Origin of the sequence: Shewanella metallivivens, assembly GCF_028750675.1 — a bacterium.
Taxonomy (GTDB): domain Bacteria; phylum Pseudomonadota; class Gammaproteobacteria; order Enterobacterales; family Shewanellaceae; genus Shewanella; species Shewanella metallivivens.
This window is the reverse complement of the sequence record NZ_JAQQPZ010000001.1, coordinates 45,684-59,121: the sequence shown is the minus strand read 5'-3', so window position 1 is coordinate 59,121 and position 13,438 is coordinate 45,684. Positions and strand designations below refer to the sequence as shown.

Below are 13,438 nucleotides of genomic sequence, written 5' to 3'. Positions count from 1 at the left end.
ATTGATATTCCAAGGCTAACTTGAATTAATTAACTAGAAAAGGCGATATGGCAACGATTTACGATGTTTCAGTAATGGCAGGTGTGTCTCTGGCTACGGTGTCTAGAGTGATGAACAACAACACCAAAGTCAGCGATAGAACCAAGCAAAAAGTATTGGATGCGATGCAAACCTTAGGGTATCGCCCCAATACGATTGCTCAGTCTTTAGCATCTAATTGTTCTAATAGTGTTGGGGTATTGGTGTCGCAACTTGATGGTCCGTTTTACGGCCCTATGATGACTGAAATAGAAACCGCACTGCGAAGCGCCAATAAACACGTAATTATTGCCGCGGGCCACAGCGATGAAGCCCAAGAAAAAGACAGCGTTGAATTTTTAATGAGCCGGGGTTGTGATGCATTGATTTTAGATGTCGAAGCCGTGTCTGATGATTACCTAATTGAACTCAGCAAAGGCCCAACCCCGATAGTATTGATTAACCGCTATATTGACGCCATTAAAGAGCGCTGTGTTTACCTTGAAAATGAACTTGGGGGCTTTATGGCAACCGACTACATTTTGTCGCTTGGGCATACTCATGTTGCTTATATTTCTGGACCACTCTTTAAACTCGACGTAAGAGACCGCTTAAAAGGCCATAAACGCGCCTTAGCACAATACAATGTCCCATTTGACGAATCACTTCATTATGAGAGTGATTTTAAAGAGGCTGGCGGCAGCGATGCAATGGAACATCTGTTGTCATTAAACACCCCCATTACTGCTGTAGTGTGTGCCAATGACCAAATGGCCTCTGGAGCAATTGCGGTGTGCTTAGAGCATGGTTTACGTGTACCCGATGACATTTCGTTTATTGGTTACGATAACATCCCTTTTCCACAGTATATTTCGCCCAAGTTGTCTACCGTAAGTAACCCTATTAATGAAATGGGTAAAATGGCGGCTCGATGGGTGTTACAACAGGTTTACAATAACCAAGAAATGACTGTTGACAGTTCATTTAAACCTGAGTTATTTATTCGCACTTCGGCAAAACAAATCGACTAAATCGATAGGTTTGACCTTATTAATTATCGCCTCAAAACCAGCATCTGCTGGTTTTTTGCTTTTATCATCATAAGTTTCACTCGCACTAAGTTCGCCATGAGCCAAGCGGTATTACGTAGGCATTCACATGTCAAACTGACCTTAAGTTGTAACATCTTCCACAACAAAAGAAAGCGCTTACATTTATTTTAACTTACTCTACCTAGCAATAAACTATAATAAAAACAACAATAAAGTTTAAACAACACCCCTCCCCTAGCACAACCAGTTAATGAAATGTAATAATTTAAACTTGTTTTTGTTGACTGTTATCACATTTTACACTAGTTTTGTGTAAGCGCTTACATTAGCTGTTTTATAAGGCAATGATTATAAATAATGAATAGAGCGTTGATGGAGAATTACAAAAACGATTTGCGCCCTACTCGCAATATTGAAAGAAATAAAATCTAGTCAATGGGGATTTCCTAGATGAAAACAACAAAATTTACAAAAACTAAGCTTGCGACCAGTTTATCGCTAGTGCTTGGTGTTGGCAGTATGTTACCTGCCTATGCTGCAGATGAGGCCAGCGAAGAAAACATTGAAGTGATTTCGGTGACCGGTATTCGTGGCAGTTTGATTAAATCAATGGATGTTAAGCGTTCATCAAGTGGAGTCGTTGACTCTATTTCTGCTGAAGATATTGGAAAATTTCCAGACACAAACCTAGCGGAATCGCTACAACGTATAACCGGTGTTTCGATTGATCGCTCTAACGGCGAAGGCAGTAAAGTGTCTGTGCGTGGTTTTGGCCCAGATTATAACTTGATCACCCTCAATGGCCGTCAAATGCCAGTCACAACCGGCACTCGCTCATTTGACTTTGCTAACATTGCTTCTGAAAGTATCAGCGGCGTTGAAGTCAATAAAACCAGCAAAGCTTCTGATTCTACCGGTGGTATTGGTTCAACAATCAATATTTTGACTCACAAGCCATTAAACTCTCCAGGCCTTAAAGCAACAGTGGGCGTTAAAGCGGTTGATGACAAATCTACCGATAACGGTTCAGTTACCCCTGAGTTATCGGGTTTGTACTCAAACACTTTTGCCGATGACACCTTTGGTATTTCATTGTCTGCAAGCTACCAAGAGCGTGAAAGTGGTAACCAACAAGCTCAAGTCGGTACCGGTTGGCGCACATTCCCTGGCACAACAACCAATGCCAGCGAATGGGGTGGGGTTGCAAATGATGACACCCAGGTTAACCGTCCTGGCGATGATGATTTCTATTCAGTACCGCAAACTACTGTTTATCGTTTTGAAGAACAGCAACGTACTCGTACTAACGGCCAGTTAGTACTGCAATACAGTCCTGTAGACAGTGTAGTGGCAAGCTTAGACTACACTTACATGCGCAACGATATCGACACTCAATCAAATGACGTATCAGCATGGTTTAACTTTGTCCCATCTGAAAACGTATGGTCTGACGGCCCGTATGCAACACCGCTTATCTATTCTGAAACCTACGACTCACCAGCTGACTTATCAATGGCAGCGGGCGATTATGGCGTGCGTAACGAAAGTGGGTCATTAGGTTTTAATATCGAGTGGCAAGCCACCGATGACTTGAAACTGACCTTTGATGCTCACAACTCTGTGGCTGAAAACAAACCAAACAACCTTTACGGCTCAAGCAACAACTTAAGTACAGCAGCATTTATTCGTACCAGTGCGGCAACCGACTTTAGCGGAGACTTACCCGTACTGGCAGTGGGTGGCGGTAACGCTGTGACCGCGGCAGATATGATGGTAACCGGTTCAGTATTTACCAATTCACGTAACAAGTCTGAAATTGATCAGTATCAATTTAACGGCGAATACTACCTAGAAGATGCAGGTAGCATTGATTTTGGTATTGCGATAACTAACGTCAATAACCACTCTCAAACCGTTAACGTACAACGTAACGACTGGGGCGGAGTGGGTTCAGCAGGTGACTTAGAAGATGCCTGGTTCCCTGCCGATACCATTCATGACAAATTTGATTCCAACGGTGGTGATTTTTCACTTGCTGATGGTGACTTTGATATCTTAAACACCATTTTCATGTGGGACTTTGACTCAGTTCGTGATTACGCAGCGGCTAATTACGCCTCTTCAGTGAGTGGGGATTGTGGCAATGGTTTCTGCCCATCAACTAATTATGCTTCTGAAACCGACCGTTACACAGAAGAAGAATCGCAAGCGGTTTATGTACAGTACAACTACGATAATGAAATCGCAGGTATGCCATATGATGTACATTTCGGGCTTCGTTATGAGCAAACCGATGTGACCTCAACCGCTGCGGTTGCCGGTTATGATGGTGCCGATTGGATTGCCGAAACAGAGATCGCGTTATCGGCAACGGGTGAGCAAGTGTTTGAAACCAAAAAAGGTGATTATGACTACTTATTACCAAGCTTTAACTTCAATATTGAAGTGGTAGAAGATGTCATTTTACGTGCGGCATACAGCGAAACCATTGGTCGCCCAGATTATACCGCGATTCAAGGTGGTACAGTTTTAAGCACATTGGCTAACCGAACTAATGGTGGTGGTTCAGCGGGTAACCCAACGTTATTACCGCTAGAATCTGAAAACATCGACTTCTCGGCGGAGTGGTATTACGCGCCATCAAGCTATGTGTCAGTTGGCTACTTCCGTAAAGACACAAACAACTTTATTAGCTCTGAAATAGTACAAACCACTAACGGCATTTATAACCCGGCATCGGGTGATTTATATAAAGCTGCGGTCGCGGCAACAGGCACCACTGAAGCCGGTGCTGTGCGTGACTATATTTTCGCAAACTTCGCAGATAACGCTGCAGTAGATGTTGATAATCAAATTATTAGCGGCAGTGCAGATAACAACGATGAATTATTGAACTTCAATATTTCTACACCTTCAAATAGCTCAGAAAGCGCTGTGATTGATGGTTGGGAATTTGCAGTACAGCATTTCTTCGGCGAAAGCGGAGTGGGTGTGATTGCTAACTACACGTTGGTTGACAGCGATCTGGCTCTAGTGGGTATTAGTGATACCGCCAACGCGGTGTTAGTGTACGAAAACTATGGCTTCCAGGCTCGTGTTGCTTACAATTGGCGTGATGAGTTCTTAAGCGCCACAAGCCAAGGCACGGGTTTATTCCCACAGTACACTGAAGCTTACTCGCAAATTGATTTGTCAGTCAGTTATGACATTGAGCAAGTTGAAGGCTTAACCGTGTTCTTTGAAGGACTAAACATCACCGAAGAGTACACTCGAGTTCGTGGATACACTGATGATCAAGTGTTAAACCTCACCGAAACGGGTGCACGTTACAGTATTGGTGCGCGTTACACCTTCTAAGTTGTATTTAACTTGATGTTATCCCGTTTCCCCTTGTGTTAACGGGAAGCATCAAGCTCTATTTAGGTCGTTGAGGTGAGCAAACTTTACCACCTCTTTATATTGAGTAACAAGGACGTTACTATTTTTGTTTGCGGATAAATCGCTTAGCCTGCAAAACAAATCACTGAAACAGATTACATTTTACAAAATTCTACTTATGATGTTTCTGATGCGAATAAAACATCATAGAACACTTAAAATAACAATAACGCCCAAAGCGTAGGTAGATATTATGCAAAAACCAATCACCCAAATCGTCATTGTAGGTGGCGGCACCGCCGGTTGGATCACCGCAGGGTTACTGGCGGCTGAGCATAATGTCGACAAGGGCGTATTGGCTAACGCGCCAAAACTCAACATTACCTTAATTGAATCGCCCGATGTAGCCACCATTGGTGTAGGTGAAGGTACTTGGCCTTCAATGCGCTCAACCTTGAGCAAAATAGGCATCGATGAAAATGACTTTATTCGCCGTTGTGATGCCAGCTTTAAACAAGGCTCTCGATTTATTCATTGGCGTTTTGATACAAACACAACTCAATCAAACAGTTATTTACATCCTTTTAGCTTGCCTCATGGCCATCAAGAACTCGATTTATGCCCATTTTGGTTACCTCACGCACAGCAAGTCAGCTTTGCCCAGGCCGTAAGTAGCCAAGAAGTATTATCACAACTCGGTTTAGCGCCCAAAACCATTTCTTCGGCACAATATCATTTTCAAAACAATTATGGTTATCATCTCAATGCGGGCAAATTCAGTCAGTTACTCTTCGAGCATTGTACGCAAAAGCTAGGTGTGACTCATATTCGCGATCATGTCGAACATATTGTAAGTAACGAGCAAGGTGACATTGAAAAACTTATCACCCAACAACACGGCGAAATAAACGGGCAACTATTTATTGACTGTACTGGCGTTAAGTCATTACTACTAGGCGAGCATTTACAAGTACCGTTTTTATGCCAAAAGTCAGTGCTGTTTAACGACAGCGCTTTAGCTGTACAAGTGCCTTATGAAGACCCTGCAACCGCGATTGCCTCTTGTACTCACTCAACCGCGCAGCCAAATGGTTGGATCTGGGATATAGGCTTACCTACCCGCAAAGGGGTTGGTTATGTGTATTCATCAAGCCACAGTAATGACAACCAAGCAGAACAAGTACTACGAGATTACTTAACGGCCAACGGCAACAGTAATCAACTCGTCTCACAACTTGAGCCACGCAAACTCAATATCAATCCGGGATATCATGCAAAATGCTGGCAAAACAATTGTATTGCCATTGGTATGGCCGCAGGATTTATCGAACCATTAGAAGCTTCAGCCCTAGCGTTAATTGAGTGGACAGCGTCTACATTAGCGCAGCAATTACCGCCTAATCGCCAGGTAATGGGCACCATAGCTGAACGAGTCAACTTACGTTATCAGCAGCATTGGCAACAAATTATCGACTTTTTAAAGCTGCATTATGTTATTAGCCAGCGTGAGGCCGATGCTTATTGGCGCGACCATCGTGACAGCAGTTCAATACCCGAACGCTTACAGGCACAGCTTGAATTATGGCGTTACCAGGCGCCAAGCCAGCATGACATTAGCTATAAAGAGGCGCTCTTCCCTGCCGCCAGTTTTCAATATGTGCTTTATGGGATGGGCTTTCAAACTCAGTTACCAAGCCATGTTAAACCGTCTCAGTTGCAACTGGCACAACGATTATTTAACGATAACCAACAGCGTACTCAGGCATTGAGTAAAAGCTTACCGACTAACCGTGCTTTATTAGATAAAGTGGCCCAATATGGGTTTCCTAAGCTTTAGAGACTTTTTAAACAAGCAGATTAAACCAGCAAAATCATCTACAAAAACCATAACAACATACTGTATTTGAACGAATAAGATAGGACATCAACATGAGCCAACACGTATTATTGAACAGCATCGACCATAAAGACTTAAAGGTAAACTCCAACCGCTCAGCCGCTTTGGGCGACAATGTGTGGTTCAGCGTGACTTTCCCGCAAGAATTTCGCAGCATTCAGGCTCACTATCCTATTTTCTTTCACAAAGACTCAGCTACCGGACAGTTTTATTCAATGGCACTGTTTGGCTTTGCGCAAAATGAAAACCTGTTTTTATCAGATGCCGGCTGGAGCGCCTCTTATGTGCCGCTCAGTGTACGTCGCCAACCCTTTTTAATTGGCCAACAAACCGTGCGTGAAGATGGGGTTGAGCGCCTACAACGGGTTATTCATATCGATTTAGACCACCCAAGAGTCAGCCAAACTGAAGGCGAATCGCTGTTTTTGCCTTACGGCGGTAACACCCCATTATTAGATGAAGTCGGTGAAATGCTAGAAATTATTCACCATGGGCTTATCGACAGCCAACGTTTTATTGATGCGCTCATTGAGCATGAGTTGCTTGAGTCTTTCACTTTAGATATCGAACTCGACAACGGTAAAAAGCATCAAATGATTGGTTTTTACACCATTAACGAAAATACATTAGCCGAATTATCTGCAGACGCATTAGCAAAACTACATCAACAGGGTTACTTACAGGCCATATACATGGCACTGGCATCACAAAGCAAAGTGCGCGATTTACTTAACCTTAAAAATGCTCAAGGCTAAAGGAGCCCTGCTGATGTCCGATGACACATTAACAGCCGTCGACTGCGTCTACGATTGGACGTTATCGCAAGTCATGACGCACATAGAACAAGCCGACAAACCCATGGTATTTAAAGGTTTGTGCCGTCATTGGCCTTTAGTGCAAGCAGGACTCGACTCACCCGACAAAGCATTAGACTATTTAAGCCAGTTTTATCAAGGTTCTGCCGTTACCGCCTATTACCTGCCGCCAGAGCAACAAGGACGAGTGTTTTACAATCAGCAGCTCGATGGTTTTAATTACCAGGCCGGCCGCCTTGATTTCAACCAGCTATTAGCGCGCTTACAGCAAGAAAACGCCAGTACTAATCCTGCCGGCATATACATGGGCTCCACCGACATTCATCAATGCCTGCCCGGCCTTGGTGAGCAAAACAGCCTGAACTTACACCCTATCAATCCACTGACCAGCATTTGGTTAGGCAATAAAACAAAGGTTGCTGCTCATTTTGATTTTCCGCTAAACCTAGCCTGTAACGTGGTGGGTCAACGCACTTTTACCCTGTTTCCACCTGAACAAATCAGCAACCTGTATGTTGGTCCAATGGAGTTTGCTCCAGGTGGGCAAGATATCAGCATGGTTGATTTTGAAAAACCAGATTTTGAGCGTTTTCCTAAGTTCCAGCAGGCGTTAGATGCGTCATTAACCGCTGAGTTAACCCCCGGTGATGTGCTATTTATTCCCAGTATGTGGTGGCACCACGTACGCGGCATTGACGATATTAATGTGCTTATTACCCACTGGTGGCGTGACACTCCAGGGTATTTAGGTCGCCCTAATAACGCATTATTGCATAGCATGTTAAGCCTACGCTCATTGCCAAAGGCGCAACGACAAGCGTGGAAGGCCATTTTTGATCATTATATTTTTGAACATGATGACGTAGACGATAGCTATATTCCACAGAATGCGAAAGGCATGTTAACTAAACCATTAGATGAGTTAAATGCACGTAAGTTACGCGCAGATTTAATCAATAAATTAAAACGATAATGCTGAACACAGCAAATATTAAACAGGAAGCCCAAGATGAATAAATCAATCAAAAAAGTTGTTATCGCTGGCGGCGGTACTGCAGGTTGGATGGCTGCAGCTGCGTTTAGCAAACTGATGGGCAAAAACCTTGATATTGTATTAGTTGAGTCTGACGATATTGGCACTGTCGGCGTAGGTGAAGCGACCATCCCTACTCTGCATATTTTTCATCGATTATTAGGCTTAAAAGAACAAGATGTGATGGCCGCCACCAATGCCACGTTTAAGCTGGGGATCCAGTTTGAAAACTGGCATGACGTCAACAAAGACTATTTGCATTCCTTTGGATTTTTAGGCAAAGACTGCTGGGCGTGTGGCTTTCAGCATTTTTGGCTTAAAGGCAAGCAGCAAAACATGGTCAGTGAGATAGGCGATTACTGCACTGAGCATTTAGCCGCACGCCAGGGCCGTTTTGCGGTATTACCCAACCAAGATTACAACCATGCCTACCATATGGATGCCAGTTTATACGCCAAATTCTTACGCAAATTTGCCGAACACCACGGTATGACACGCATAGAAGGTAAAATTGCCGATGTATTACAGCATGATGACTCTGGCAATATTAAAGCGCTAAAACTTGAAAGTGGCGAGCTCGTTGAGGGCGATTTATTCATTGACTGTACCGGATTTAGAGCCCTATTAATTGAACAAACCTTAAATACAGGCTTTGAAGATTGGAGTCATTGGTTACCGTGCGACAGTGCCATTGCGGTACAAACCGAAGCGGTACAACAACCTACTCCTTATACTCGCTCAATTGCGCATCAATCGGGCTGGCAATGGCGTATTCCGCTGCAAACCCGCACAGGTAATGGCCTGGTGTTTTGCAGCAAATATATTTCGGATGCTGATGCGACCGAGTTACTGCTTAACAACATTGAAGGCGCCCCCATTAATCAGCCACGGGTAATTAAATTTAAAACCGGTACACGTCGCCAACATTGGAACAAAAACTGTGTTGCGGTTGGCTTATCAGCAGGTTTTTTAGAGCCACTAGAGTCCACCAGCATTCACATGATCCAGCGCAGTATTGTGCGTTTACTGCAACTGTTTCCGGCTAATGGCGTCATTCAGGCTGACGTGGATGAATTTAACCAACAAACCAAAATAGAAATGGACAACATACGCGACTTTATTATTTTGCATTATAAGGTTACCGACCGTGAGGACAGTCGTTTTTGGCGCTACTGCAAAAACATGCCAATCCCTGCCTCATTACAGCATCGTATTGATATGTTCAGTCAATCTGGCAAAGTGTACAAGTATGGTAATGAACTGTTTGGCGAAAGCTCGTGGATCCAGGTCATGATGGGCCAAGGCTTAATGCCCAAAGAGTATCACCCGATTGTCGATTTAATGGAGCCTGCTGAGTTGCAAAGCTTTTTGAATAACATTAAAGCCACGGTAAAACGCAAAGTTGACACCCTGCCAGCGCATCATGACTTTGTGCAACACTATTGCAAGTCAACGGCGATGCAAGGCTAAGCTGACCATGTCGTTACAAGCAACTCAACCGCTAATACAGGTCAATCAAATTGTGCCCAAGGTGCAGTTGATTGGCCAACAACAAACACCGGTTATCATCATTGATAACTTTGCCGGTGATGTTTCTGAGCTAATTGATATCGGCATTAATGACAGCCAATTTATAAGGGATAAAAGCTCATTTTATCCCGGTCAGCGCACCGCTTTGCCAAGGCAGTATATTATCGATGTGCTTAACGCAGTATTTCAGCTTATTTACGACGTGTATCGCATACCAACAACTCGGCGTTTAAAACCGCAACAAGGGGTATTTTCGCTCATTGATACTCAGGAAAAAGACCTAGTACCTCTGCAATGTTTGCCACACTTTGACACACCTAACCCGTATTATTTTGCCATATTGCATTACCTTAATGACGGCCCCCATGGCAACACAGGTTTTTTTAGGCACAATAGCAGCGGTTTTGAGCGGATTAATAACGACAACATTGACTCATATTTTACCCAGGCCCAACCTTTTGTGGATCACATAACCCAAACAAGTCCGCGCTATTGTGTTGCCAGCAATAAACATTACACTCTGTTTCACCAAGTAGAATATCGGCCAAATCGTGTAGTGATTTACCCCGGCAACTTGCTGCACTCAACCCTAGTGGATTCAAAAACCGACATCGATGCCAACCCACAAACCGGTCGCCTTACCGCCAATATATTTATCGATTTTCAGTAAATCACGCCGCGCTGAGAAGGCAGTTCATAAAGGGTAAACTAGCGCTTGATAAACACCATTAAGCTTTCAATTAATTGCTGCGCTAATTCAAGCTCTCCGGCTTTTTCAAGCAATAACGCCACGCACTCTGCGGTGCATAACCCGCCCTCAAGTTGATTTCGCCTTAAGGGATAAATAGAGGCATGTGTTGGCTGTAATCCCACTTTCACTAAGCTTTTAAGATATGGGCTTTGATTATACATTTTACGGGCTTCTTGCCAGGTGGCGTCAATCAACAGTAAATAGTCAAAAGGCGGCGCACACTCTTGTGTGGACGCTTGTAAATCTCCAGCAGAGTCGACAGTCAGATTTAGCGGTTCATCGGTTGGGAACACCACCCCCACACGTCCAGCCTCAATTGCTGCAAGTAATGCCGCATCTGGCTGTTTGCGATGCCATTCAATCACTTGAGCGCGTTCACCTAATGCTTGTAACACTAATTGGCCGGTATTGGTGGCACGAAGCCGCTCTCTTGGATGGGTTAATAAAATAAACTGCACAACATTCCTTGCAAAAATGGCTATCGGCTTGAATTAACACACAATGTAGCACATCTCCCCTGTTATTTTCTGACACTCTTATTTTCAGACGCTTTTATTTTTAGACACTCTTATTTTTAGACATAATGGATTACACAATTGATAGTTTATCGCGCCATTTTCTGTATCAACTTACGATATAATCGCCCGAATGTTCCTACACCGTATTTAACGACAATTCATGGCTTACCAACAGATTATCGCGTTATTTTTTACCATGGTTATTTTGGCTATTGTCCCTGGGCCTGCGGTATTTGCGGTGGTGTCACGATCATTCTCAAATGGCTTTATGCATGGCGCAGCGTTAACACTTGGCGTATTGCTTGGCGACTTTTTGTATATTTTATTAGCCTTGTTTGGTTTAGCTGCCATCGCTCAGGCAATGGGACCAGCATTTGAACTGATTAAATACGCCAGCGCGTTGTATTTGTGTTGGCTTGGTTTAAGTATGTTGCGCGCAACAGCACATGGCATCCAACTTGTGGATACGGCCAAAGCCAGTTTTACTAAAAATGTTTTCACTGGCATCGTAATCACGTTAGGAAACCCTAAAGCGCTGATTTTTTATGTGAGCTTTTTCCCGGCATTTGTACCTATGACTCAAGTCAGCTTCTTGGATGTCATCATTATTTTAACCATCGCCACTGGTGCTTTTGGTTCAGCAAACCTTGTTTATGCATACTTGGCATCGAGTGCCAAGAGAGTGTTTAGCTCAACTAAAGCTGCCATTATGATTAATCGTACTGCTGGCTGTATCATGCTGCTAGCAGGTATCTTGGTTGCCATTACCCTATAGGATTTTCAATGACTGCACTGCGCTTTACTCCATTAACCTTAACCAGCGGATTAACCCTTAAAAACCGTTTAGTGGTACCGCCCATGGCATCACAAACCGCGGACGAAAATGGCTTAGCTACGCCCACCACCATTGCGCATTATCATCATCTTGCTCAATCAGGTGCGGGCCTTGTGATGGTTGAATACAGCCATGTTAATTTGGCAGGGCGCAGTGAAGCTAACCAGCTCGGTGCCCACGATGACGCATGTTTACCAGGATTAACCCAGATAGCCACAACACTGCATAATGCTGGCGTTAAAACAGGATTACAAATTACCCATTGCGGTGGCAAAGACAGCGCAGGCATTAGCAGTGATATCATGGGGCCCTCTGGCATTACGGTGCCCGCATACGACCGTGTATTACCCACCCCACGGGCCATGACAATGGACGATATTAAACAGTGGCAACAAGATTTTGTGGCAGCGGCTATACGTGCAGACAAAGCTGGTTTTGATTTAGTTGAAATCCATTGTGCTCACGGTTACGGCATTAATCAGTGGTTATCGCCATTAACCAACCAACGTGAAGACATTTACGGCGGTAAGCTTGAAAACCGCGCCAGAATATTAATTGAAATTGTGACTCACATTAAACAACTGGCACCGAGATTAGCGGTAATGACCCGTATTCCGGGGCAAGATGGCTACCCGGGCGGGTTATCTCATGCAGACATGGCACAAATAAGCCAATGGTTAGTGGCTGCGGGCGTTGAAATACTCAATGTATCGTCCGGTATTGGCGGCTGGAATCGCCCTAAAGATAAACGCGGCGAAGGCTTTTTAGTTGAAGATGCCGCGCCGTTAACCGGCAAAACCACTGCGGCGGTTATAGGTGTTGGCGGTATTGAAAGCGTAGATTACATCGAAACCATTTTAGCCACCAAGCAAGTGGATTTAGTGGCGGTAGGCCGGGCGATTTTAGCCGGCCCAGCGGAATTTGCTCACAGAGTAATGCAAAGCTCGTTATAGCTCATCTGCTGTTTTGCTAGCGGGTGAAATAATGCCTTTAAAAATCAGCGGGTAGCGTCTTACCCGCTGACCGATATCGTCGCTCATGACCTGCCTATAGAGCAATTCAATGTCATCATTGTCTTCAAACACCAGTAGCAATCTATCAATGGCGGTATGCCATACCATTGTGCGTTAATAAATGATGCACTCAGCGAGAGTTTAAAAGGGCTTAGACAAGGCGCATGACTGAATGAATAGTGATTCTCTTTCGAAGTAATGCAACGCAGTGTAAGCCCTTTTAAAACTCGCCTGAAAGGAATGCCCCAGCGGCTTTTGTTCTGCGTTCTCGCTATTTGAAAGGGAACAGCCATTACTGCATAGCGACGCCTTAATCAAAAACCGCTGGACGCATTCTGAGTGGTCACTTATTAATGCACAATGGTATTAGCCCTTTTTCAAAAAAGGCTGCGCTTGAAATTCTGCGATGTTGTGTCTCACAATAGCGATTTTTTCTGGGTGACGGTGCAGCTCAGCAAACACTTGCTCAAAATAGTCCATATGCAATGCAGGCGTTGCACGATTGCCACGTCTTGACCTTGGTGCACCAGAACCACGTTTATAGTACATTGATGGCAATGCTGTAACCTCAAATTAGCTCGCGTTTACTCAAAATGAT

12 protein-coding genes are annotated in these 13,438 nt (G+C 44.1%); 9 read left to right on the top strand and 3 right to left on the bottom strand.

Features of this window, described 5'->3' with window-relative positions; genetic code table 11:
• Positions 1-47 precede the first annotated feature (47 nt).
• The 7 genes from PQR79_RS00245 (at position 48) to PQR79_RS00215 (ending at position 10,393) form a co-directional block, all read left to right on the top strand.
• Positions 48-1,049 carry a LacI family DNA-binding transcriptional regulator gene (locus PQR79_RS00245; RefSeq protein WP_238106090.1) on the top strand — a complete coding sequence of 334 codons (1,002 nt, stop codon included), beginning with the start codon at positions 48-50 and terminating at the stop codon, positions 1,047-1,049.
• A gap of 471 nt (positions 1,050-1,520) precedes the next feature.
• The gene (locus PQR79_RS00240) at positions 1,521-4,427 is read left to right on the top strand and encodes a TonB-dependent receptor (RefSeq protein WP_238106091.1); all 2,907 of its coding nucleotides are present in this window, start codon (positions 1,521-1,523) and stop codon (positions 4,425-4,427) included.
• Between the two features lie 274 nt (positions 4,428-4,701).
• Positions 4,702-6,285, top strand: a complete 1,584-nt coding sequence (locus PQR79_RS00235; protein ID WP_238106092.1) for a tryptophan halogenase family protein — start codon at positions 4,702-4,704, stop codon at positions 6,283-6,285.
• Between the two features lie 92 nt (positions 6,286-6,377).
• Positions 6,378-7,100 carry a SapC family protein gene (locus tag PQR79_RS00230; protein ID WP_238106093.1) on the top strand — a complete coding sequence of 241 codons (723 nt, stop codon included), beginning with the start codon at positions 6,378-6,380 and terminating at the stop codon, positions 7,098-7,100.
• A gap of 73 nt (positions 7,101-7,173) precedes the next feature.
• Positions 7,174-8,133 carry a cupin-like domain-containing protein gene (locus PQR79_RS00225; protein WP_438270801.1) on the top strand — a complete coding sequence of 320 codons (960 nt, stop codon included), beginning with the start codon at positions 7,174-7,176 and terminating at the stop codon, positions 8,131-8,133.
• 36 nt (positions 8,134-8,169) lie between these two features.
• Entirely contained in the window at positions 8,170-9,663 is a 1,494-nt protein-coding gene (locus PQR79_RS00220) for a tryptophan halogenase family protein (RefSeq protein ID WP_238106095.1), read from the top strand.
• Positions 9,664-9,670: 7 nt separating this feature from the next.
• Entirely contained in the window at positions 9,671-10,393 is a 723-nt protein-coding gene (locus PQR79_RS00215) for a DUF6445 family protein (RefSeq protein ID WP_274408345.1), read from the top strand.
• Positions 10,394-10,431: 38 nt separating this feature from the next.
• On the opposite strand, the gene PQR79_RS00210 is transcribed toward PQR79_RS00215, so the two are convergent.
• Complete coding sequence (locus tag PQR79_RS00210) at positions 10,432-10,932, bottom strand: DTW domain-containing protein (RefSeq protein WP_238106096.1); 501 nt, start codon at positions 10,930-10,932, stop codon at positions 10,432-10,434.
• A 220-nt stretch (positions 10,933-11,152) separates the two neighbouring features.
• Between PQR79_RS00210 and PQR79_RS00205 the strand changes: the two genes are divergently transcribed.
• Positions 11,153-11,767: a LysE family translocator gene (locus tag PQR79_RS00205; RefSeq protein WP_238106097.1), complete on the top strand. Its 615-nt coding sequence runs from the start codon at positions 11,153-11,155 to the stop codon at positions 11,765-11,767.
• A gap of 8 nt (positions 11,768-11,775) precedes the next feature.
• On the top strand, positions 11,776-12,780 hold the full coding sequence (locus PQR79_RS00200; protein ID WP_238106098.1) for an oxidoreductase: 1,005 nt from the start codon (positions 11,776-11,778) through the stop codon (positions 12,778-12,780).
• On the opposite strand, the gene PQR79_RS00195 is transcribed toward PQR79_RS00200, so the two are convergent.
• Both PQR79_RS00195 and PQR79_RS00190 read right to left on the bottom strand, forming a co-directional pair.
• Positions 12,775-12,948: a hypothetical protein gene (locus tag PQR79_RS00195; RefSeq protein ID WP_274408344.1), complete on the bottom strand. Its 174-nt coding sequence runs from the start codon at positions 12,946-12,948 to the stop codon at positions 12,775-12,777. The genes PQR79_RS00200 and PQR79_RS00195 overlap by 6 nt on opposite strands.
• A gap of 258 nt (positions 12,949-13,206) precedes the next feature.
• A complete protein-coding gene (locus PQR79_RS00190; RefSeq protein ID WP_274408343.1) occupies positions 13,207-13,398 on the bottom strand; it encodes a hypothetical protein in 192 nt (63 codons plus the stop codon).
• Positions 13,399-13,438 lie beyond the last annotated feature (40 nt).